General features: G+C 52.6%; 17 protein-coding genes, 2 pseudogenes and 1 CRISPR repeat array. Of the genes and pseudogenes, 7 read left to right on the top strand and 12 right to left on the bottom strand.

Annotated features, from left to right (window positions below):
- Positions 1-61 precede the first annotated feature (61 nt).
- From TAMC210_RS08695 to TAMC210_RS08685, 3 genes are read right to left on the bottom strand one after another with little or no spacing between them, the layout of a single operon-like run.
- Entirely contained in the window at positions 62-634 is a 573-nt protein-coding gene (locus TAMC210_RS08695) for a hypothetical protein (RefSeq protein WP_173298417.1), read from the bottom strand.
- A 45-nt stretch (positions 635-679) separates the two neighbouring features.
- The gene (locus TAMC210_RS08690) at positions 680-1969 is read right to left on the bottom strand and encodes an IS256 family transposase (protein ID WP_173298416.1); all 1290 of its coding nucleotides are present in this window, start codon (positions 1967-1969) and stop codon (positions 680-682) included.
- A 41-nt stretch (positions 1970-2010) separates the two neighbouring features.
- Positions 2011-2838 carry a hypothetical protein gene (locus TAMC210_RS08685; protein WP_173298415.1) on the bottom strand — a complete coding sequence of 276 codons (828 nt, stop codon included), beginning with the start codon at positions 2836-2838 and terminating at the stop codon, positions 2011-2013.
- A gap of 545 nt (positions 2839-3383) precedes the next feature.
- On the opposite strand from TAMC210_RS08685, the gene TAMC210_RS08680 reads away from it, so the two are divergent.
- The 7 genes and pseudogenes from TAMC210_RS08680 to TAMC210_RS08650 all read left to right on the top strand — a co-directional run bounded on the left by TAMC210_RS08680 (position 3384) and on the right by TAMC210_RS08650 (position 9362).
- A complete protein-coding gene (locus TAMC210_RS08680) occupies positions 3384-4586 on the top strand; it encodes a helix-turn-helix domain-containing protein (protein ID WP_173298414.1) in 1203 nt (400 codons plus the stop codon).
- A gap of 381 nt (positions 4587-4967) precedes the next feature.
- Positions 4968-5489 (top strand): annotated as a pseudogene (locus TAMC210_RS08675) (transposase); the annotation flags it as partial.
- A gap of 180 nt (positions 5490-5669) precedes the next feature.
- A complete protein-coding gene (gene tnpA / locus TAMC210_RS08670) occupies positions 5670-5996 on the top strand; it encodes an IS66 family insertion sequence element accessory protein TnpA (RefSeq protein ID WP_173297026.1) in 327 nt (108 codons plus the stop codon).
- Positions 5990-6346 carry an IS66 family insertion sequence element accessory protein TnpB gene (gene tnpB, locus TAMC210_RS08665; RefSeq protein WP_173297025.1) on the top strand — a complete coding sequence of 119 codons (357 nt, stop codon included), beginning with the start codon at positions 5990-5992 and terminating at the stop codon, positions 6344-6346. The genes tnpA and tnpB overlap by 7 nt, the downstream gene beginning before the upstream one ends.
- 80 nt (positions 6347-6426) lie before the next feature.
- A complete protein-coding gene (gene tnpC, locus TAMC210_RS08660) occupies positions 6427-8001 on the top strand; it encodes an IS66 family transposase (protein WP_173298413.1) in 1575 nt (524 codons plus the stop codon).
- Positions 8002-8082: 81 nt separating this feature from the next.
- The gene (locus tag TAMC210_RS08655; protein WP_173298412.1) at positions 8083-8433 is read left to right on the top strand and encodes a transposase; all 351 of its coding nucleotides are present in this window, start codon (positions 8083-8085) and stop codon (positions 8431-8433) included.
- Entirely contained in the window at positions 8397-9362 is a 966-nt protein-coding gene (locus tag TAMC210_RS08650; protein ID WP_308791918.1) for an IS3 family transposase, read from the top strand. The genes TAMC210_RS08655 and TAMC210_RS08650 overlap by 37 nt, the downstream gene beginning before the upstream one ends.
- 101 nt (positions 9363-9463) lie before the next feature.
- Here the strand turns inward: TAMC210_RS08650 and ltrA are convergent.
- The 9 genes and pseudogenes from ltrA to csx2 form a co-directional block, all read right to left on the bottom strand.
- Positions 9464-10321: pseudogene (gene ltrA / locus TAMC210_RS08645) on the bottom strand (group II intron reverse transcriptase/maturase); the annotation flags it as partial.
- A 447-nt stretch (positions 10322-10768) separates the two neighbouring features.
- Positions 10769-13853: direct repeats of the CRISPR family, unit length 30 nt; unit sequence GTTTCAATCCCTCATAGGTAGGCTAAAAAC.
- 199 nt (positions 13854-14052) lie between these two features.
- Positions 14053-14316 carry a CRISPR-associated endonuclease Cas2 gene (gene cas2, locus TAMC210_RS08640; protein WP_173298410.1) on the bottom strand — a complete coding sequence of 88 codons (264 nt, stop codon included), beginning with the start codon at positions 14314-14316 and terminating at the stop codon, positions 14053-14055.
- Positions 14317-14331: 15 nt separating this feature from the next.
- A complete protein-coding gene (gene cas1b, locus TAMC210_RS08635; protein ID WP_173298409.1) occupies positions 14332-15327 on the bottom strand; it encodes a type I-B CRISPR-associated endonuclease Cas1b in 996 nt (331 codons plus the stop codon).
- Positions 15328-15352: 25 nt separating this feature from the next.
- Positions 15353-15856 carry a CRISPR-associated protein Cas4 gene (gene cas4, locus TAMC210_RS08630; RefSeq protein ID WP_173298408.1) on the bottom strand — a complete coding sequence of 168 codons (504 nt, stop codon included), beginning with the start codon at positions 15854-15856 and terminating at the stop codon, positions 15353-15355.
- Positions 15857-15878: 22 nt separating this feature from the next.
- Entirely contained in the window at positions 15879-18389 is a 2511-nt protein-coding gene (gene cas3, locus TAMC210_RS08625; RefSeq protein WP_173298407.1) for a CRISPR-associated helicase Cas3', read from the bottom strand.
- 2 nt (positions 18390-18391) lie between these two features.
- Positions 18392-19156: a type I-B CRISPR-associated protein Cas5b gene (gene cas5b, locus TAMC210_RS08620; RefSeq protein ID WP_173298406.1), complete on the bottom strand. Its 765-nt coding sequence runs from the start codon at positions 19154-19156 to the stop codon at positions 18392-18394.
- A 5-nt stretch (positions 19157-19161) separates the two neighbouring features.
- Positions 19162-20130, bottom strand: a complete 969-nt coding sequence (gene cas7b, locus TAMC210_RS08615; RefSeq protein ID WP_173298405.1) for a type I-B CRISPR-associated protein Cas7/Csh2 — start codon at positions 20128-20130, stop codon at positions 19162-19164.
- Positions 20127-22166, bottom strand: a complete 2040-nt coding sequence (gene cas8b / locus TAMC210_RS08610) for a type I-B CRISPR-associated protein Cas8b/Csh1 (protein WP_173298404.1) — start codon at positions 22164-22166, stop codon at positions 20127-20129. The genes cas7b and cas8b overlap by 4 nt, the downstream gene beginning before the upstream one ends.
- 199 nt (positions 22167-22365) lie before the next feature.
- The gene (gene csx2 / locus TAMC210_RS08605; protein ID WP_173298403.1) at positions 22366-23598 is read right to left on the bottom strand and encodes a TIGR02221 family CRISPR-associated protein; all 1233 of its coding nucleotides are present in this window, start codon (positions 23596-23598) and stop codon (positions 22366-22368) included.
- Positions 23599-23614 lie beyond the last annotated feature (16 nt).

Below are 23614 nucleotides of genomic sequence, written 5' to 3'. Positions count from 1 at the left end.
CTGACCGGGGCACCTACCACCCCAACTCGAAACAAGTAATATAACCGTTCCTCTTTAAGTTTTAATCAAAATAATTGAAAACGGCTATCTTTGATAAGCTATTTAATAAGTGAACATAATCATCTTTTGAAAGCTTGGGTTGGAATGTTTTGATTATCTCTTTTGCTTCGTTTGCATTATTAGATAATAAATCAATTATTGTCATAGCAATTAATTTTGCAGGGTTAATATATACCATTTGTTCATCAACGATAGTAAAGTCTCGTTGATGTAGATTGCCTTCAATTCCACCCATCATTGGGTGAACTTGGGGAATAATGTGTCCTACATCCCCCATATCAAATGCACCTTTAAAATGAATGTGTTCAACAAAGCTCTCATTCGGTAATAAAGATTTAAAGTTGTTTTCAAATAACTTGGCCATTTTTTCGTTTGGACTCAGGGGCAAAAAGCCAGGAGTATCTATAATTTCTACCTTAGCTCCCACTGCCATCGCGCCTGCTTTTAAAGCCCGATTTACCTTTTCATTAATAGCGATTGTTGTTTCTATTGTTTTAGCTCTAACTATAATCTCCATACTTACTTCAGCTGGAACAGAAATAGCAATTCTCCCACCTTGCGGCATGATGAGCATGTCCTAAACGTCGTGGAATTTTGGTGGCGCCCTCTTTCGCGTTTTTTAAGCCGTTTTCACCCTCCTGGAAGTCTCTGGAGTAGTAATGACTTCCAGCAAAGCCGTGGCCAATAAGGGTAACTCTCGGTATCCTTTGATGCGGTTAAACCCCTTCTCGGCCTGAAGCAGTCCAGCTGCAGCCCAGCGCAAAACCTGCATCCCATTTCGCCACCTCTTTACGTTCCGGGTAACAACCCTGACCTTGTCAAAGGCCGTCTCTATTACATTCGTTGACCGTAAAGTTTTCCACAGGGTTTCGGGTAGACCTAGACGGGTAACGGTCAGCGTCTCCTCTAATCCCTCCCGCAGGCTCCTCGCTGCCCCAGGGTACTTATCTTCAAGGGCATCAGCTAGCCTATTTAGTTCCGTTAAAGCCTTATGATAATCCTTTTCTGACCAGGCTTGCTCTAGCTTCTTACCCACCCATTCTTGGGCTCCTTTGGGCAGGTGTTCTAAGACGTTCCGCTTCTTATGCACCTGGCACCTCTGTACTACGGCCCGATTACCAAAAACTTCTTTAACCGCCGCCCTTAAAGCTTTGGAGCCGTCTATGACCACCAGTATACCCTCTTCCACCTTTAGGCCGCGTTCTACAAGGTTGGTAAGAAGAGACCTACAGACTGCAGCATTCTCTGTAGCCCCTTCCCATAAGCCCAAGACCTCTTTTTCGCCTTTGTCAGTGATGCCTAAAGCAGCTACCACTGTATGCCCGGCAAACACAACCCCATCAATTACCAGAACCAAGAAACGTTTGTCTCCCAAAGGCCTGCTTAGCAGCTCCTCTAAGGCCTTACGGGTAGCGTAGATAAATCGCCGGCTTATGGTGCTCTTGGAAGTCCCATGAACAGGTAATTCTTCTCCTATGGGTTCAAGGCTATGCTTATAGTGCCTTATGGATAACCCGTAAAGTATATGCTCTAGAACTGTCTCAGTTATGAACCTTTCATCCTGGAAGGCTTCATAGGTTTTAAGTTTTACTTCTCTGCCGTTTATGGCGCGCACCCGGGGACGCCGGATCGCCACCTTTCGCCCCCCTAACACCACGCTACCTTTCTCGCTCCCATGACGTCTAGCTGTGCGCTCCGGATTGTGCTTTCCTTTGGGTCCCGCTATCTCAGTTACTTCGGCCTCCATCATGGATTGAACCACATCCAAGCCTACGGCAACGGAAAGGGCTAAGAGCCCTTCCTTGGCTTTACCTATGATCTCCCTTAAGGATACTTGTACATGGTCAGGTAAGTTAGGAAAGCCTCCGGAGGATATTGGGTTTTCTTTTGACTTGTGATATACTGGCATTGGTGGCGGTTACCTCCTTTTGTATGGATTGTCCACCTCTGTTATATCACAGAGGATTGAGGGACCGCCACCTTCATTTTCCACGATTTTTGGGACAACGCTGGCATGATTCCATGTACTCTTACATAATCTTCTTCTATAAATGTTTCCCTTAATGAATTTATTGCTGTCCATGCTATTGTGGCGGCATTTAGGGCATTAATTCCGAGATGTGGAGCATTTCCAGCGTGAGCTTCCTTTCCAGAGAATATTACTCTCTTTGAAATAAATGCATTACTAGTTATTCTCATTACGTTTTGAGTTCCAGTATGGACAAATAGTGCTAAATCGATATCATCAAATTCCCCTATTCTAATTAACTCCTGCTTACCACCACATGTAAATTTTAATTTTCCTTCCTCTTTTAGCTTGGCTCTGTATTCTGCCTCGAACGGTTCCTCTGCTGGCGTTGCAAAAAGTATAACCCGGCCACAAAGTTCCTGAAGAATCCCTGAATCTAAAAGTCCCATACCAACACCCAACATGTTTACAAGTTGAGCATGATGTCCACAACAATGTGCCGCGCCAGTTTCTTTGTTTGCGGCAGGGTGTTCCGGACAAATAACTGCATCCAATTCTCCCAATACTGCCACCGTTGGGCCGGGTTTGCCCGTATCAATATAAGCCTTAACTCCTGTTATAGCTAGCCCTTTCTTATACGGGAGACCCATTTGTTCTATTTGTTGAGATATAAAGGCAGCAGTATTAAATTCCTTAAAGCCCAACTCCGGATTATGAAATAAATAGTTGCCCATAGATATAAGATCATTGGCCCTTTCGTCTACCGCTTTACAGACCTTTTGTTTCATTTCCCAAATGGATATTCCCAAAGTTAAAACCCCCTCATTTAATGGACTTTACTTTAACTATTCCCTTTTATAGGAAAGCTTAATTTTACACAAGCGTTGACTCTCCTTCGTAATGCCCAAACCTTGCGTATCCCCCTTGAGGTACGGCTTTGTTAGATAGAATGCTTTCTAATGCTGGCAGGCAATTATCGCGAACAGCAGGGACGTCAGTGACGCTTGTTGCCAGTTCCACAAAAAAGGTCGTGTCCCAAACTCTGGAAAGTAGGATTTTATCCCTTCTAGAAAATATCTCTTGCCTGGAAATTGCTAACAACCCAAATCCCTTCTGCTTTGCCAGTTCCATGAAAACTTGGGATGTCTCAGGATGTTTTTTATCTTGACCGACGCTTGATGTTAAAGTAAGATGTTTTAAACACTACAGTTCCGTTTAGCACTAGGAAAGCGTAATTCTAAATCTCTCGTTGCCGTAAGACCATTCCATCTGGAGTAATCTATTTCTTCAGTATTTCCCTTTATCTACCTTTCGCGTCCACTTTTGGTTTTCATTATAAACTAGGGGGGGTTGCATGGGACGCAAAAAATTCTTCGAAGATGACAGGGTGCGGAAAATTATCAGTGAAAGAGTTGGCCTATTCTTAGAAAAGAAAATAAATGAACGTGGCCTAAACCCTTATAGGCTAGCGCGACGCCTTGGTGTAAACCCGTCTACTGTTACTCGCTGGATTACAAGGGACGCTGAACGCCGGTTCCTCCCCAGCCCCGTAATGCTGGAGCGGCTATCCCTTGTATTACACCTCTCAGAGGAAGAAAAAAACAGTCTCTTTTTACTAGCCTCTCAGCCTACCATCCCCAGATTGGTCGGCTTACTACCCCCTGATCCAGAATTTTTAAAATCTCTTTGTGACGATGCCGATCGTCACATCCATGAGGATCGCCTACTTAAGCAAGCGGCTAGATATTTACAAAATGTCCTTGATGTACTAGAAATTTGGTTTGAGCCCAATAAAAAAATACCTCAGGATTTTCAACCTATATATCTTCATGCAGCTACAGGACTCTCTTATTTACAAACGCTTTTTGGCGACTGGGATTCTGTTCTAAGACTGACAAGGAAAGTAGAACAATACGCGAATGAAGGCGCTTTTCCATGGTTTAATTTTATAAGACAATACCATGAGCTTATTGCCTATTTCAACCGCGGCCAAATTCAAAAGGTGTTAGCAATTTCAGAGCCCTTAGCAAAAAAAGTGGTGAAATCTTATGGTTTTGTGGAGAAGCAACCTGTATACATTTACGAGAAAAAGGAGTTGCTTGAGGCCCTTATTAAACGTTATAAAGCATTAGCGTTAGGGCCCTCAAGAGAAGCAGAACGCCTGCTGGGTGAAGCTATCGATGTCTTTACTAAACTTGATGCTGCTCGACCGCAAGTGATTACCCTAGGTAACTGGGCCAAGCTAAAGATACAAAAGCCTTTCACCAAGGTTGCCTTTGATGAAGCATTTTCACTCTTGCGACAGGGACTAGACCTTTGCCAAAAACAACAACACGAGTTCGATGATGCCGGTGGATGGACGAGCAAACGTAAATCTTTAATAAGTATTCTTTCCTACCGTGTACATCTTGTCCTTGATCTTGCTGAGGTATATTTATGGGGAGGAGAATTAGATTCGGCCAAAAGTTTAGCCCAAGAAGGACTTAAGTTGGCTACAAATTTGGACCTTACTGGGCAAAGATTAACGGCAGAACGCATCCTCGGTATTAACAGGTGAAACAGAACTTGCACGTCTAAGCTAATCTTAACTCCCAGGGCTATTAAGTGTGCATAAATCGCCACCGCGCCTGGGCTTTATTGCGGAGAAATACATAAAAAGTGTAAGGTTGAAACTTCCTACCCTAAAAGCGTTGTGAAAAACCCATTCTAATTGGCAGGTATTTGCCAACCAACATCGAATCCTAATTAGTTCCCCCTGAAAAAATCCAGGGATAAAATTCTTAGCGTCACAGAAAACCGAATAGTTTTTAGCAAAACAGAAGGAGTTACCATCCTCTGGATCGAATCTTGTAAGTACGAGAAAACAAGAAAACCCAGAAGGAGGAACTCCTATGAATAACATTCGCCACATCGCCTCCTTTTCCTGCCGGGTGACCCCATGTTAAGGCTAAAAGATCCGCAGCTCACCCTGTGGGATGCCCTGTTGCCATCTGACCTGGTCCAACTCAATCCAGAACTGGCCAGGGTGGATGAACTCCTGGATGACGATAGGTTTATGGCTCCATTCATCAGCCGGTTTGAGGCGCGCCTGGGCAGGCCAACTATCCCTATAGAAACCTACCTGCGCCTGATGTACTTGAAGCACCGCTACGGCCTGGGTTATGAAGTTTTAGTCCAGGAGGTAAATGACAGTATTAAGTGGCGGCGTTTCTGCCGTATTCCCTTAACCCACAAGGTACCCCATGCTACTACTTTGATTAAACTCACCAAACGTTGTGGCCCCGGGGTTGTAGAAGAACTCAATAAAGCCCTGGTTCAGGAAGCCCGGGAGAAAAAGATTATCCGGGGAAAGAAGCTCCAGGTAGATACCACGGTAGTGGAAGCTAATATTCATCATCCTACAGACGCCGGCCTTTTAGCCGATGGAGTACGGGTTATCACCCGTACCGTAAAAAAGATCCCTCTTAAGCCCCGAAATTAGATTGGACAATCTTCCAAATTCATGAGACTATAAGGTCAGGAGGTTGTTCAAGTGGAACGTCGGAAATTTGTAAGCGTCAAATACAACCCACCTTGGCACCAACCCCAAGTACAGGGGATAATCCTTCTCAGAAAATACGCTTGAGGAGGATTTTTTATTATGACCAGAGCCGAACGGCAAAAGTTATGGGAAACCCGGATAGCCGAATACCAAGCGAGCGGGCAAAGCGTTAAAGAATGGTGCGCCTCCCATGAGGGCATTAGCCCCAGGCAGTTATGGTACTGGCTGCGGAAGTATAAAGACCAAAACGGAGTTTCCCTCGAGAAGCCAACCCGTTGGCTGCCGGTAGAAATAAGCGAGTCATCTTCTGGGGATGGGGGCAACTCCTTGCTGGTCAGGATAGGCAAGACCAGCATCGAGGTAAGACCCGGGTTTGACCCGGCCTTGCTCACCCAGGTAGTCCGGGTGCTGATAGCGTTATGCTAAACGAAGTTGGTATCGACCGGGTTTACCTCGCCTGCGGCGCCACAGACTTGCGTAAATCTATTGACGGCCTGGCGGTGCTGGTCAAGGAAGGCTTCGAGCTGGACCCCTTCTCTTCCTGCCTCTTTGTCTTTTGCAACCGTAAGAGGGACAAACTGAAGATTCTCCATTGGGAGCACAACGGGTTTTGGCTTTATTACCGCCGGCTGGAGAAGGGCAAATTCATATGGCCGGTGGGAAATACTTCTTCTACCATCACCATAAGCCGCCGGGAGCTGCGCTGGCTGCTTGATGGTCTTCCCTTAAACCAGCCTAAAGCCCATCCTGAGGTAAAAGCGCGCACCATCTTGTAATATAAAGCCTCAGGAAGAAATATTTTTACCTTATGGTTGATTCTAGAGGAATTGGGGCTGATTCGTCGAATTATTAAAGCATGGACACGGCTAAGTCTATAGCTACCATGACCATAGAAGAGCTGCGAGAGCACTGTGCTCAATTGGAACAACAGGTTGCCGAACTTACCGCCAAGTTAAACTGGTTTATGGAGCAGTTCCGTTTAAGCAAGAAGCGGCAATTCGGTTCTTCCAGCGAGAGGACTTGCGCACTAGAAGAGCAGCTTTTGCTTTTTAATGAGGCGGAAGCGGAAGCCCGGCCGGAAGCAGTTGAACCGGATTTGGAGACCATCACCTACCAGCGCCGTAAAACGCGCGGCCGCCGGGAGATGAACCTGGAAGAGCTGCCGGTAGAAGTAGTAGAGCACCGCCTGCCGGAAGAGGAGCGGGTCTGCCCGTGCTGCGGTGGCCCTTTACATGAAATGAGCACCGAAGTGCGGCAGGAGCTCAAAATTATCCCGGCCCAAGTGAAAGTGGTCAAGCACGTGCGCTACGTCTATTCTTGCCGCCGCTGCGAGAAAGAAGAGATAACCACTCCTGTTATCACGGCGCCCATGCCTGCTCCTGTACTTCCGGGAAGCCCGGTATCTCCCTCGCTTCTTAGCTACATTATGACCCAGAAATACGGGGCAGGATTACCCCTTTACCGCCAGGAGCAGCAGTTTAAAAGCTTAGGGATAGACCTTTCCCGGCAGACCATGGCCAACTGGGTGCTCCATGGAGCTAACACCTACTTAACCCTTATTTACGACCGTCTCCATGAACACCTTCTTAAAAGAGACATTCTCCATGCCGATGAGACCACGTTGCAGGTACTTCATGAACCGGGAAGGGAAGCTACCACCAAATCATTCCTTTGGCTTTACCGTACCGGGCGGGACGGTCCCCCGATTATCCTCTACGACTACCAGACCACCCGGGCCGGCAAACACCCCCGCCGGTTTCTAAAAGGTTTTAAGGGCTATTTGCATGTTGACGGCTATGAGGGCTACAATGGACTTTCAGAGGTCACCCTGGTGGGCTGCTGGGCTCACGCCCGGCGCAAGTTTGATGAAGCCTTAAAAGCCCTGCCGCAAGATAAAAGAAACAAAGCAGTAGCCGCCCGGGAGGGGCTTAAGTTCTGCAACAGGCTTTTTGCCATAGAGCGCGAACTTAAAGACAAAACCCCGGAAGAACGATATCAAATCCGGCAGGAGCGCAGCAAACCAGAGCTGGACGAATTTTTAGCATGGCTTAAGAAGCAGAAAGCGCAGGTGCTGCCCAAAAGTGCCTTTGGGCGGGCGGTCTATTATTGCCTGGACCAATGGGAGAAACTTGTCGCCTTTTTACAAGATGGGCGTTTAGAAATTGACAACAACCGCAGTGAGCGTTCTATAAAACCCTTTGTTATTGGTCGCAAGAACTGGCTATTTGCCAACACCCCTCGGGGTGCTAAAGCCAGCGCTATTGTTTACAGCATTATAGAGACAGCCAAGGAGAACGGGTTAAATCCCTTCTACTACCTTGCTTATCTCTTTGAGAGGCTACCCAACCTGGACCCGCAAGATGAAGAGGCATTGGAACAACTCCTGCCGTGGTCGGAAACTTTGCCCCCTATTTGCCGGATGAATAATTAGGTTTGCTTTAGCCCCTACCTTAGGTGATTAGGTAGGGGTTTCTTTTATGCTTACTGCCGTAACCCGCAAGGTGGGTTGTATTTGACGCTTACGGAACGTCGGAAATTTACCCTAGAGTTCAAGCGCCAGGTCGTCGAACAGGCCATCGCTGCCGGAAATAATTCCGTCGTTGCTCGGAAGTATGATATCCGGCCGAATATTGTCAGCCGATGGGTTCGTCAGTACAAAGCCGGCCAACCCATGCAAGGCAGTAGCCCAAAGGGAAACGCCACCCACGTTACTCAGCAGGAACACGCCCGACTCGTTGCAGAGAACCGTGAGTTAGACAAACAGAATACCCATCTAAAGCAACTTCTGGGCGAAAAAGACCTTGAAATTGCTATATTGCGTGACCTATTAAAAAAAGCCAACCCTCACTTGCAGATAAAGTAGCCATTGCGCACAAGTGGATCACAGCCGGGTACAACGCTACTCTCGTGCTGCGCATAGTGGGGGTTTCTCGATCCACCTATTATTATCAATTAACACATGAACCCAAGCCGCATACCACGACGGGTGGACGTCCGTTTCCTGGTCATTCACTGACTGTGGGCGGCCGCAAGGTCAGTGATGAACAGATTAAGGAATGGATTATGGAGTCTATTTCCGGTGATGGTTACGCCTACGGGTACCGTAAGCTCACTCATATGCTTCGACAAGATCATGAGCTGGTGGTGAACGAGAAAAAGGTATACCGCCTGTGTAAGGAACTGGATATTCTGCGGCCACAACGGAACCTCCGTCGGAAACACCCGCGGAATTTGGCCCAGAACCGCACTATCACAGCGCCAAACCAGCTCTGGGAGGTCGATGTCAAGTACGGATACATTGCAGGAGAAGACCGGTTTTTCTTTGTGCTGTCGTACATTGACGTCTATGACAGGCAGATTGTGGGCTATCATATTGGTCTAACCTGTGAAGCCAGACATGCCGTTGAAACTTTTCGAGCAGCATTGTGGAAACGTCAGATTCTTCAAAGGAATTTACCATTACCCATCATCCGTTCGGATAATGGACCCCAGTTTGTAAGCCATCTGTTTGAATCGGAATGTGAGCGATGGAATGTCCTACACGAGAGAATACCGCCCAAGACACCGAATATGAACGCATATATCGAATCGTACCATCGGCTTCTTGAGGATGAATGCTTGTCGATGGGCGAGTTTGGGACCTACGCGGAGGCATATCAGGCGGTCGTGGAATTCGTTAGCCGTTATAACAACCGCCGACTGCACTCTAGTTTACACTACCTGTCGCCAGCCAAGTTTTACTGTCGTCATATCGAGACAGGATTGCAGCCCAGACATCCCGTGAGGGTGTGACGTAAATTGGTGCGTATTCGAAAGCCTTTGCCCCTTTAAAACTTGAAGAAAAATTGCGAGAGAGCTTAATGTCGGGTGCATATGTCCAATCTGCGGGGGTTAATCCGCTCTCCCGCCCGTTTGCTTTTGACGTAAATATTGCAGTCATCGGCGTAACGGACGAATTTGTGGCCCCTCTTTTCCAGTTCTTTGTCCAGGTCGTCAAGGAGGATGTTGGCCAGTAACGGGCTTATTGGTCCACCCTGGGGCGTTCCTTCTACCGTCTCCATGACCACTCCATTTACCATGACGCCTGCGGTAAGATAGCGGCGGATAAGGGTAAGTACCCTCTTATCCGTTACTTTCCGGGCCACCCGGGCCATGAGGATATCATGGTTTACCCGGTCGAAGTATTTCTCGATGTCCAGGTCTACCGCCCATTCGTATCCTTCTTCCACGTATTGTCGCGCCTTCCTTACCGCGTCATGGGCTCTCCTTCCGGGTCGGAACCCGAAGCTTGCCTCTGAAAATTGCGGTTCGAAGATGGGCGTCAATACTTGCAGAAGGGCCTGCTGGATCAGGCGGTCCATTACGGTGGGTATCCCTAACATCCGTTTGCCTCCCCCGGGTTTCGGGATTTCGACCCGGCGCACGGGCTTTGGTCTGTAGGTTCCCGCGAGCAGTTCTTCCCGGATACGCGGCCATTCGGCGCGGATTTGGTCCCGAAGCCGTTCGGTCGGGATGCCGTCCACGCCGGGCGCGCCTCCGTTCCGCTCTACCCGCTTTAGGGCGGCCAGCATGTTGTGCCTTTCCACCACCTGTTCCATCAGGCCGCTACCTTGGCCTCCGCGAGGTGACGTCCCGCTTTGTGCCGGAGAAGAACTCGGCCCTCCCGCGGTCCCCTGTGGCTTCACCACTTCCTCCCGCGGGCAGGCCCCTTCCGGGGTTTTCTGCTGTCTTCGCCCTTCTCGCGAACGCATCGGTCTCACCTCTGACTTGATGTTCGGGCCTTCCCCTGGAGTTCATGACCCCCAGGGTACTATGCCTTCTGCTGACTCCTGCCGGTTCAGCTGTGCCTTTCGACACGGGTTGCCAGCTTTACCTGGCTTATCCGGCAGGCCTCCCCGGGTAAGAGCGTTAACCTTCGCCCCGCGCCCGCCCCATATACTCTACCATCCCTTGGCAGCCTGGGATTTCGCTGTGTTTCGCCAGCTCATCCGAACGGTCTAGCCTCCTATGGGGTTCTTGTTCATCGGGCCGTGGCTTTGCCTCCGGCTTCCTTCGGATCCCACCTCGCGATGGGCACCCTTGCCTTTGGCTAGCAGACTCGTGCTGCCTCGCCTGCAGTGGACTTTCACCACTAAGTTAACGCCCATGCCGGGCGCACAACTAGGGTGACCTCTGCCCAGTCGGGGTAGAGGTCAACTGTTTCAATCCCTCATAGGTAGGCTAAAAACAAAACACTACTGTCTATCTATATCACGGCACTACGCGGTTTCAATCCCTCATAGGTAGGCTAAAAACTCTTTATATTGCTCAAACATATAATCCCTATAACACGTTTCAATCCCTCATAGGTAGGCTAAAAACTTAGGACACCCTCTCCCGCCCACCGTGGAGTATGTCCCCGGGTTTCAATCCCTCATAGGTAGGCTAAAAACCAAGAATGGTTTGATACCAAGCTAAATAACCTAGTGAAGTTTCAATCCCTCATAGGTAGGCTAAAAACCCCGATACCCGGGAGCAACCAAAAACATATACGGTGTTTCAATCCCTCATAGGTAGGCTAAAAACTGGTCATCTGCCTTTCCTTTCTGGCCCGTTCTATTGGTTTCAATCCCTCATAGGTAGGCTAAAAACCGCTTATAAAACCGGCAATGGCTTGCGGCAGTCCGGGTTTCAATCCCTCATAGGTAGGCTAAAAACGACCGTGACCGGCACCGGCTCGTACCGCACCCCGGCGTTTCAATCCCTCATAGGTAGGCTAAAAACGCGGGAAGGCGGGGATGAGGGGCTGAAGTTATATGGGTTTCAATCCCTCATAGGTAGGCTAAAAACGGTTATTCCGTCATCCTTGTACCATTCCACAACTTCGTTTCAATCCCTCATAGGTAGGCTAAAAACTCAGGACGGCGGTCCGCTCCGGATAGTGTTGGAAGGGTTTCAATCCCTCATAGGTAGGCTAAAAACGCTTGCCAGCGAGTTTGCACAAAAGATTGTAGAAAGTTTCAATCCCTCATAGGTAGGCTAAAAACCCATGCGGTTCAATGGAGTTCCTTGCCAGAAGGCAGAGTTTCAATCCCTCATAGGTAGGCTAAAAACCAAGCCCGATGTCGTCATACTCCTGCCCCTGGTACCGGTTTCAATCCCTCATAGGTAGGCTAAAAACTAGATAACCCAATCCGGCCGCACCTTATCGATATACTGTTTCAATCCCTCATAGGTAGGCTAAAAACCTCACGATGCCCTCATGGTCGGCAGCTACATTAGGGTTTCAATCCCTCATAGGTAGGCTAAAAACCTCCCGGCGAGCCACCTGAGCCACCGGGAGGGAAAGTTTCAATCCCTCATAGGTAGGCTAAAAACCTTTAAGGACTACGCCGTCCCCGTACTGGGCAGCGGAGTTTCAATCCCTCATAGGTAGGCTAAAAACTGGCAAACCCAGGAACTTTTGGCAAGTCCTAGGAGGGAGTTTCAATCCCTCATAGGTAGGCTAAAAACCAGCGAAAAGGAGGTGACAAAGATGTTTTTGATCAGTTTCAATCCCTCATAGGTAGGCTAAAAACTTTGGTATGTATTCAGGAGCCGTCTTCCGGCTCCTGCGTTTCAATCCCTCATAGGTAGGCTAAAAACCAGGCCTATAGCGGCCTGTATGGCCCCGCCGTTAGAGGTTTCAATCCCTCATAGGTAGGCTAAAAACATTATTGACCCTCTCCCTATATATTGGCCCTCTCCCGTTTCAATCCCTCATAGGTAGGCTAAAAACCCGGCGCCATCGTTTCCAGTTTCAGGCAGGGAGCTGGGTTTCAATCCCTCATAGGTAGGCTAAAAACACGACTGCTACGTGAAAAAACTTATCCCGCAAGAAGTTTCAATCCCTCATAGGTAGGCTAAAAACCCCCATCCCCACAGCCTTGCGGCCGGAGGGGAGGGGTTTCAATCCCTCATAGGTAGGCTAAAAACACGGTAATCCTCGACACTCCTGGCGTATTAGACTACTGTTTCAATCCCTCATAGGTAGGCTAAAAACCTTTTGAGGCTATTGGGGGTGCAGTAAATGCTACTGTTTCAATCCCTCATAGGTAGGCTAAAAACGAAGCCCCTGGGCCTGCGGGATTAGTTCCGCGAGTCGTTTCAATCCCTCATAGGTAGGCTAAAAACGTGCTCCCTCAGGGGTTTCGAAGATAAGCGATTCATGTTTCAATCCCTCATAGGTAGGCTAAAAACGCCTTCTCCCGGCGCCAAAAAGGCGCATCGGGAGGAGTTGTTTCAATCCCTCATAGGTAGGCTAAAAACCGATCCACCAACCGGGTTGCATGTCCACGTAGGCGTCGTTTCAATCCCTCATAGGTAGGCTAAAAACCCTACGGTATCAGAGGCACTGAAAAGCTTCTGCTGCGTTTCAATCCCTCATAGGTAGGCTAAAAACGTTAAACAGACCACTGCGCTGTCTAAAGAGGCCCGGAGTTTCAATCCCTCATAGGTAGGCTAAAAACTAATGCTTAGGGCCGAGGATGGGGATTTACTGGTATGGTTTCAATCCCTCATAGGTAGGCTAAAAACTAAAACAGCATTACGAATAATCTCATTCGTATTCCAGTTTCAATCCCTCATAGGTAGGCTAAAAACCCCTTCCGCACAGCGTATATAACACCAAATATCGCGTTTCAATCCCTCATAGGTAGGCTAAAAACGAAATACCGAGGATGATTAGGGAGGCCCTAATATAGTTTCAATCCCTCATAGGTAGGCTAAAAACGGTAAAAACCCCATAGGTAGCAAACAAGAGATAAAATTGTTTCAATCCCTCATAGGTAGGCTAAAAACTGGTCTTGCTGTTCAGCACCAGGTGCAGGTACTCGTGTTTCAATCCCTCATAGGTAGGCTAAAAACTCAAAGCGGCCAGATACCTTCTCACGCCCCACAATGGTTTCAATCCCTCATAGGTAGGCTAAAAACAACCCTTATGTCACGAATGCCATAGCAAACATACTGGTTTCAATCCCTCATAGGTAGGCTAAAAACCCTATTAACCTGCTCCCTTAAGTTATCACCATTAGGGTTTCAATCCCTCATAGGTAGGCTAAAAACCTGGCCAGGCAAGGGGAAGCCCGCATCACGACCAAGCTGTTTCAATCCCTCATAGGTAGGCTAAAAACCGATGAGCACAACCCGGAGGACGTAGACACAAATGGGTTTCAATCCCTCATAGGTAGGCTAAAAACGCGCAGGGAGGGTAGCTGCGGCATTCGCGTTTACTAGGTTTCAATCCCTCATAGGTAGGCTAAAAACCCATTTTGTGCGCATAAATCAAGGAATTAGTCTTGGTCCCCCTATATGGAACTATCTTCCATACCGCAAAGTCTACTCCCTTTATTCGGCTTCAGCTGTGGATTTCTCTTTCTAGCGGGTTGTCGTCGATCCCCGGGCTTTTTTGCTTTATTAGACATCGACGACAGTTTTCCTGCCGGGCCTAAAAAATAGAAGTTGTTTAGAAAATCCAATCCTCTCCGCCCTTACGAATGCCCATAAGTTCTCTCCTGGCATACTTTTCGTTACCAAGTATATAGAACAGCACTGAATCCTCCTTGGGGTTAATCACTCGTGCGAGTTCGCTCCGCAGGGCGCGAAAGGTGGCTTCGGTTAGTTCGCCTTCGAGTACGGAGTTTTGCACCCAGGTGAGGTACCGCCGGGCAGTTTTCAACACTTTACCCACCCGCGATACGTTAACGTCGTAGACAAGAATAACGTACATTATGTCACCACCGGCTTACCAACGACTCACAAAGGGTTCATACAGCTGTTCGCCCATAAGGTGCTTCTCCACCTTATAGAGTTCCATTCGTAAGAGGGTCTGGTAACTTACGTTGCGTCTCAGCCGTCGATGGTGAAAGGTGGACTGAAGCTTCTCTTCAAGCTCCTGGACGTAAAGACGCCGGCCCCGTTCTTTCAGGAAGTAAGCACCGCCACGGCGTTCAAAGTCTTCAGACCCCAACATTTTCTTCCCTACCAGGGTAAAAAGTACGCGGTCGGCAAGGATGGGTTTAAAGATTTCCGCCACGTCTAGGTTGAGGGTGAACCTCCGGAAATTGGTTGCGTGTAGGTAGCCGATCCGTGGATCTAGATGCGTCTTATAAATTTCTGTTAAGATCTTGGCGTAGATGATGGAGTTGCCGAAGCTTATAAGGGCGTTCAGGGGATCGGCAGGAGGACGTTTACTTCTGCCGCTAATGGTAAAGGGCGAACCCTCCAGGATAGTGTTAAAGCTTTCGTAATAGTACTCACGGGCGTTCCCCTCAATGGCCATCAGCTCTTCCACACTGCCGCAGGCGGGCAGGCTTTCCTCTGCAAGGCGGGTAATCGGTTCGACATAGGAGGTCAGTTCTTTGCCCCGGTTCTGGTAATAGCGCAAGACTTGTAAGATGTTGGCCAATGCGCCTTCCACGAACTTCCGGGCCAGCTCTAGGCGACGCGCAGGGTCCAGGTAGTGCTCCGCCTGCCGGAGTATTACATATCCGGAATTGTAATGTTCCCGCGGGTAGAAGCTTCCCACGTAATTGCCATAGTAGCCGAAAAAGTGGAGTATAACCTCGTTCTCCTCCAAAAATTCGAGAAGCTTCTTGTTCAGGTCAACTTCGCCAAAAACGAAAATATCCCGGAGATTTATTACGGGAAAGTATTTTGTCCCCTCTTCGCTATCTACGCAGATAGTATTATCCTTACGCCGGAGCCGGCCGCTCGCAAAGAGATACAGTGTTTTTTGCACGGTTTCAGCCACCCCTTGCCCCTTTCTAAGCCCAACAAAATTCGGCGTACGCACACTTGCCGCAAAACTGGATTTTCTCCGGCGGAGGGGGCTGGTCACGGTAGATCAGCGCTAGAACGCGAACCTTCAATTCTTCCACCTGCCGCGCCAGACTATCATCAAGAATCAAGCGCTCCCGCCGTCGCTCTTCGGGAAAGAGTAATTCGCCCTCCGCTTCAATTCCCATCTCCCGCAGTTCGTAGAGATAAAAAGCAAGCTGCATGCGCGCAGCTTCCCGGGCGCGCGACGATTTCTTCACCTCGCCTACAACAAAATCACGGTCCCCTCGCCGCACCAGGTCGATGCTCAAGTGTTCGAGCCGCACCTCTTTACGCTCGCGTCCGTAGGCCTGGGCACCAATTAAGCGGCCCAGCTCAAGGTACACATTATCCTCGTCGGGACAAATCTGCCGCGACATAAGCCACACCTGCCGCGGGCAGATAAGATAAGCCTGAACATAGCTACCGAGCGCGCGCACTTCTGCACTCATAATGCCTTCACCGCTACCGCAATTAATAGACCAGCGCTCCCTCGTGCTCGATGCGCCTGAAGCCCGTTTCCTTATCGTAAAACTCGTCGACAAGGTATCTGGGAATCACAGGCGGATGCGATTCGCCCGGCAGCCGGTGGAGCAATAGCTCGGCCGGAACAGATAGGAGGTAGCGTCGGAAATCCCGCTTGAGCTCGAGAAAAGCCGCCCATCGCCTACGGATATCCCGCTCCCGGGCCACGGTAGCTTGGTACTGGTTCCAGACCGCTTCGGCGTGAGCATCAGTACACACAAAAATTTCAACATACTGCGGCAGTTCGCGGATAAGGGCAAAATCGCTGACGCCTTTTAGAGCCTCATCGCCGCCCCTCTTCGTAAAGCGAAGGGCGGCCATAGCCTGCAAGATAGCCTCGCTCTCGGCTGCCGATTTGCTCTGGCGCACCGCGCGGAAATAGTCAGCCACTACCTCGAAGAACTCGGGTTCGGCAAGACACGGCCGGCTCGCAAAAAGGCGCTGCGCTACCACAGTGTGAATCTTGCCATAAACGTATGAGGCCAGGGAGCGCCTCCCTTGTTTGTCCCCGTCCACCAAATGCAGGAGTTGCACGTGGCCTTGTTCCCGCCGAAAATGCCGGTTGCAACGCCCGGCAACCTGCACGACGGAGTCGACCGGGCCAAGGTCGCGCCATACCGCGTCAAAGTCCAGGTCCACGCCCGCCTCCACTACCTGCGTGGACACTACTACGGGCTTTTCGCCTCGCGCTAAGCATTCGCGAATTTCAGCCAGGCGCCGTTCCCGCTCTGCTGGGACAATGTTGGTGGAAAGGTAGTAAAGGGCCGGCCCGTGCCCACGCCACGCATCCCGAAGTATGCTGTAGAAGGCAATTGAACTTTTGATCGTATTTAGTACCACGAGGTACGACCGTCCCTCATTGTATTGGTCAAGGAAAGCGGCTGCCGCCTCTTCAACAGTGCGCGGCGTAGTGTCGGCCGTAAGTCTCACCCGGTTCAGGGCCGCAAACTGCCGCCGCACTGTTTCGGCGTCTCCCGCCAGTTCCAGAGCCTCACCCGGACTAAACCACTCCGGGCGTGTGGCGGTCATCAAAACAACCCGCAAATCGAGGTGGGCGCAGGCCTGGCGCAGGCTCTCTTCGACAAGCGGCCAGTACTCTACCGGGATATTCTGCACTTCGTCCAGAATGACTACGGCCCCGCCCAAACGGTGAAATTTTTTGAGCATGCGGTTCTCGAATCCCACCAATGTGCAGAAAAGCTGGACAAAGGTGGTAACCACGACTTCACTCTGCCAGGACTCTATGAGTAAAAGTGCTTCATTCACCGAACGTTCCGCTTCACGGTTTCCGGCTTCCCGATAAGTTGGCTCGGCGAGATGGTGGTGTTTCAGAAGCCAGGAATTGGGAATATGTCCCTCCGGTATGGAAAGCGCCACCCGCAGGACTTCCTCTCCCACGGCGAAGGTCTGGTCGACAATACTGGTGAAGGGCAGGGCGTAGATAATGCGGGGCGGGATGTCCCGCCTCTCGGCCAGACGCTCCCGCAGGCAGAAGGCAGCGGCGAGACCGGCAAGGGTCTTGCCCGCACCGGTGGGCGCGGTAAGGGTGAAAAGCTTCTGCTCGAGGGGCGCCCGGCGTATCCTTTCCATGACCCGCCGGTAGAGGCCCTCTCGCAGAGCGTCTATGGCCGTGCACGGCCGTCCGTAACGCGTAGCCCGGTAGCGCTCTATAGCGTCCCGGGGTATGGGCATCCGACCGGCCTCCCCAACGCGCGCAGCATGGATTTTGTCCGCGTCGATGAGGGCGGAAAAGAGGGTCAACAAGTCAAAGTAAACCGAAAGGTCGGTACCCCCTGCATGCCGCGACCCCGCAGGGCCTGCTTCCCGCTTGTGCCGGCGCCAGATGGAATAGAGCGCTGCATAGGCGTCCTTCCAGTTATCAAGAAATTCCGCGAGGGTCCCGGCCCAGTCACCCCGCAGCCACGCGTAAACGGGCAGCCCGCGCGAGGCGAGTAAGCCAGCCGCACGGCGGGCGGCAGTTCTTAAGGATACGGCCACCGCGCCGGCCCGGCTTTGCAGGTCGGCTACCTGGGCGGCAGTCACCCGCAGCCGCTCGCGAGTGTTAAAATCCAATTCCGCCCAGTCGCCCACCAGGTCCCGCCGGGGAACGAGATACTCTTCCGGGTCGATCAGGTCCTGGTGATGACGCGCTACTGCCAGAAAAAGGGATAATTGCTGCTCCGGCGGCAGGGCCAGCCTCTGGGCCAGGTAGGCAGCCCACAGGCCGGAGAGTAAGGCGTGTTGCTTCTCGGGACCTCCCCGGCCCGTCCGCAGATACTCCTGAAAGTAGCCGCTATACTTGCCGAAGTCGTGTGCCAGCCCGGCCACCAGCGCGGCCGGAAAGAGCTCTTCTTTTTTGGGTAACTCCGCAACCCGCCCGGCCGCCCCTACCGCTACTCCGGCCAGGTGGGCGCTCAGCAGGTAATAACGCCGCTCAAACCGGTGGGCGTAAAAGGGCATGTCTATCCCTCCAGGAAGGCCACCGTTTCCTCGCCTCCAGGAGGGAGGGGGAAGCGGTAAGCCGCGACGCGCAGCCGGACCGGAAGGGGCCTCCCACCAGCCTCGTAAACGACCGCCACAGGAGGCCGCAGCGTCCGGCCCGGGCCGAAGGCATAGGGGGCTCGCTCCCGCACCAGGCGGGCCGTCTCTGCAGTCGGCAGGTCGACCATGTCGAGATGAGCTGCGTTCAGCACGGAGGTGAGGGCGACCGTAGTGCCGGGCGCTACCGTCTGATATTCCCGTACCTCGAAGAGATTTACATACCACGCGGTGGCCAAACACTCGGTGAGGCCGAGATAAAGGGGGAAACAGGTCCGCCCCTCCTCCAGCCGCCTGGCGGCCTCCCGCAGCAAGGCAGCGTCAGGGTGAGCGAAGAAGACGCGGAACCGCAAGAGGCGGTACTCCCCGGCTGGTAGCAGGAATTCCAACGGTGTCTGGGTCCCGGGCACCCGGCCCAGGCGTCGCAGCAGCGGCAGATCTTCCTTTTTAGTGCGGACATAGTTTACTGTCTGTATAAGCCGCCGGGTAGGGGCTTTTACGGCGACAGCGAAGCGGCCGCGGTCGAGCTCTTGGTAATAGGAATCCCGCTCGTAACCCAGGACGGCGGCCACAATACCCATCAGCGCAGTCCGCGGCGGGAAACCGTAGGTCAAAGCCGAGGTGTTGGTGTAGTATTTGCGAAAATGGGCCATGGGCCCGGTCAGATCAAAAACCAGTACTTCGTTCAAATTTATCAGGTCCTTTCCAGGGTTTTCACCTTATCCGCCCCTAGTAGCTCCGCAAGCCAGGCAGCCGCCAGAACCTTCCGTCCCGCCGCTTTAGTGCTGAGGTCCGCGTCCTGGAAGACGAGAACTTGCGCGATTCGCTCCTTGAACCGCGCCAGCCGCTCGCCCAGGCCCGTGAGATCAAGGGTCAGCTCCTTAACCGAGCGCAGGTCCCGGTCAGGGTCCACCACAAGGTCTTCCCGCGGGTCGCCCATAAAGGTTTCTCCGTCTGTGAAGACCACGCGCAGGTAAAGTCGCGGGTACTGACCGATTTTCGAACGGGTAGCCGCGAGTGGTATGGCGTGGACCATAGCCTCATCCAATAGCTTAAGGTCCGCCTCCCCGGTGGCGGCGGCTTCGTTTCCACCGGCACGATCCAGCATCGCACGGGCTCGCCGGGCGCTAACTACGCCGTGGAAGCCGATGAGGGCATAGTAAACCCGGTAGTCCTTGCCGAAGGTCCCCTGCCCGGCCTGCTCCCGAGCGGCGAACTGGGACGAAATGGTGACCGAATCGACCATCTGGACGCGATTAAGGGAATAACCCCAGGCGAATTGCACAGGACCCGTTAAATTGACTGCTTCGCCCTCCCCTTTTTTGGCCCCCTTGATGGGCATCGTCGCCCCGAAGAGGCGCACGTCGATCAATTTTTCCAGCAAGGCCGGCAGGTCGGCACCGCTCACCTCTTCTTTTCCCAGCACCTGTTTCAGCCGGTCGGTCGCCTGCACCACCCCTTCCGCCTTGGTGACGTAGATGGCATAGCCCTTCTCCTCCAGGTAGTCGCGGATGTAACGCTTCAGGCGCACGTCCGACACCAGGCAGCGTTCCCGGTCGGGGTCGAAGCGCGGCCGGTTCTCGTCGTCCGGGTCGCCGTTCGGGTTGCACATCTTGGCATCGTAAAGGAAAAGGATTTCGCTGTTTTTGTCCACAACACTCACTGCTCAGCACTCCCTTCTTGATCATCCTGTTTTTTAGCGTTCTGCTTTTCGGCCCAGGCTTTAAAAGCCATGCGCGTGCCGTAGGCGTAGCCCGAAAGAATGTAGAAGACGTTTTCTTCGGGCGATAGCGGCCAGTCGCGCCGGTGGGGACCGGGCCGGTGGGCGTCAAAAAGTTTCTTCATGGCTGCAAAGAGCCCTTCGTAGTACTTCAGTATGTCGTGCTGCCGGAGCTGGTCCACCAAGATGTTCGCCAGCCGCACCACCTTCGCCCAGGGCATACCGGCGTAGTTCACTTTCTCCAGCACTGGCTTGCTTTCGTAACCGCGGTCACGCTGTTTTTGCCCCACCTGGTTCAAAAGGTAGCCCAGCAGAAAAAGCGCTGCCTCTGGGCCGTCGTAAGTCATGGCCTTAAGATAATCTCGCATCTCTTCCGGCAGCAGTTCCGTTTCCAGTTCCACCGGGGTGCTCAAGGACCTCCCTCCTCGCAACAGGTTTTCTTCTTGCAAAAACTTCAGGAAAAGGTTCGCCTGCAGCAGCCGGCGCGTCCACTCCCACTCCTCGGCGCCCGCTTTCGGCCGCGGCACGTTGGTGCCTTCGTAGTTGCCGGTGTGGTATACCCTGGCCAGGGCCACAAACTCCCGGATGAGAAAGGCACGGTCGAGGGGCGCGCCCGTCAAAAGGCCGTGGTAAATGTGGAGCAGCTTTTTGTACTCCGCCCCGCGCGGCCCTTCGCTTAAGGGGATGAGCCGGTAGATGGCGGCAAGGTCGAGCCACCACCGGTCGGGGCCTAAAAGCGCCGCGGCCTGGTCGGCAAGCTTATGGCTGCGGCGTAGAAGCTGGGCGATCCGGCTCGGGGCCACGTCTTTGATCAGGGAAAGCACCCGGAACTCGCTCCGGCCCCCCTGGTAGTGGTAGAAAAGAAAGTTTAAAAGCGCCGCGTTCTCGTACGGCATATCCTCTAACAGGTCGTGAAGCTCGTCATCCAGCCCCTTGAGTCCGGCCAGGCTCTCCACCCAGCCGGAGGTGTTACTCAGCGCCTCCACGCGGGTCTTGAGCTTCTCCGCCCAGAACTCCAGGTCCGTACGGGAGAGATCTGCTTCCCACAGGAAGGCCGGCAGGACCAGGAAGGATAGCCGGCCCACCCGGAGGCCTAAACGGTCCTGAACGAATCTTTCGGCCAGCAAGAGTCCCCGGAAGCAATCCCTGCAGGCCTGGAAGTTGCGCCCGAACCCTTCCTCCGCTACACCCGAGGCCGCCCCCAGTTTGTCGTTGATGTAGTATTTCAGAAAACTCAGTTGGGTAAAATCCGGCGTTACCGGCCGGTCTTCCGCCCCGCAGACCGAGCAAACACCCGGCTTACCCTTATCCACCGCCTCTTCCTTGCCGAGGAGCAAAACGCGGGCGTAGTCCGGATCGGCGACTAGAGGGACATCATCGACCAGCACCGTCCACAGGGCCGCCTCCGCCGCTTTCAGCTCAAGCTGCTCCAGGACCCACTTTTTCAAGACTTCGGTTACTGCTGCGACCACCGCCTTCGCCCGCTCCTGCGGCTTTCCGGTATTTTCCTCCCAGGTGGCAGCCAGAACGTCTCCTGTTGTCAACCCCAGCCGCTGCGGGTCAAGCACGCGGCTCCCGTCCGGCAACTGGCGGAAGAAGGATTTTACGAGGGCCGACAGCCGCCGGTAAAGGTTCCCGTTTTCAAGCCCAGCTTCCTCAAGCCGCGCTAAAAGGTTGACCGGCGCCTGCCCCACCAGATACTTGAGCTGGTCGGTGGTCAGGTAAAACTGGGGCCGGTTGCCTTTTTCATTTCCTACCCAGCGGTAGCGGGTAAGCGCGGTCTCATCGATCTCCTGCATGTCCACCATCAGCGGCTCGCCAGCGCCCATCCGAAAATTCAGCTTAACGAGGTAAATGGTCTCCACTTTAGGCGGCTTGCGCGGTGGGGGGTTGATGAGATCGGCTACCGGATCGCCACCTCCGGCCAGAGTTCGACCGATCAAAGCCACAGCTTCGAGCAGGGGAATCACCTCCTTCATCCATCGTTACCTGCAACACCTCATCTCCATTTAATGGGGCAACGTAATTTATACCTTAACGGATAACAGAGCTACTGCCGAGACATGGTATTAACATTCTGAGTGGTAGCCGATTACTATGGAGAAATCAAAGAATAACATCCTGCATCCGCTGCCCGCTTATAAGGGCGATCAGGGCACGCATTGAACGAGCCTTTCGCTAAAGCAGCTTGATTAAACGCTGCACCAGTTCCTCGGCCCTCTCACGTATGCTACTGGATGGTGCCGGGTGGTCGTTCATCGCGCAATGGGCCACGTCATTGCGCAGATTGGTCAGCCAGCGCCATAAGTCCGCCACCGCGCCTGCCTCGGGCAAGGCGTCATACCAGGATGGAACGGCCTCGGTATCCCCCTCCTGTAGACGGCGTGCCGCTAGGCCCAAAACCCGCTCCAGTTCTTGGCGCGTATCGCGGTTAAGCCACGGTTTATTTCCCGCCCGCCAGGCCAGCCAGTTAACCAACCATTCGCGACCCATAAGCACGGCCTGGACGATGAGATCCTTTTCAACACAGTGCTTGATGAGCGACAGTTGACGCCGGAGCCCCTCCTCGTCAAGTGCCCGCGCATCACCCGTTGCCAGAGGTGAAAGCTCGTCGGTAAGGCGCAAAAGGACGTGCCGGAAAGGCTTCGCCCAGCGCGCAGCCTCCTGCTCCACCTGCCGGGCAAGGGTCTGCGCTCTCGCCGCCGCCTCCAGTGCCTCCAGAGGTCGCAGCAGCCGCACGGATTGAGAAAACTCCTTAATACATCCCGCCATCCTCTGGAGCTGGCGCGGCAGTTCGCCTTCGCCCCGCTCACCGGAAAGCCAGGGCCGACGGTGCGCCTCATCAAGCAGATCGGCCAGTTTTTGCCCTTCACTCCGAAGGGTGAAAGCCTCCACCGCCTGCAGCCATTCGTGCAGGTCCACCAGCATGGTTAGATCAAAAACAGGCGCACGCTGCACTCCGTCCGGTCCGGTCTCTTTCGCGTCGTATGCCCCATAGACAATGCGCTCCAGCCGGATTCCCTTGGTCCGCCTGAGATAGTTGATGACCCCGAAAATTACGAACGGGAGCGAACGAAATGCGTGCGTTACATCGAGAATGACCTCCGCTCCCTCAGGCACGGCATCAGATACAATATCGAAGATCTGCCAGAGTTCCTCCTCGGTCCTGCCCGAGGGAATAGGCACCAGTTGGAACCGTTGACCAAGTACCCGTTCAATATAGCAGCGGTTCTCATGGGTGCGTGCCTCAGACGTAACCATGAGCAGGAGTTTTTCCGGTCGGAAAAAGGTATCCACGGCCAGGGGGAAAAGAGCCGTGCGATAGGTCCGGGGCTCCTGCCCCGGGGGTGCCCAGGAATACTCGATCTCCTTGTACTCAGTGGGGCCAATGGTGCTGAGCGCTACAAGCATCGGAACATCTCCTTCC

It is taken from the genome of Thermanaeromonas sp. C210, assembly GCF_013167955.1.
Lineage (GTDB): Bacteria > Bacillota > DSM-521 > Neomoorellales > Neomoorellaceae > UBA12545.
The sequence above is the reverse complement of the archived record's forward strand: the minus strand, read 5'-3'. Positions and strand labels throughout refer to the sequence as shown.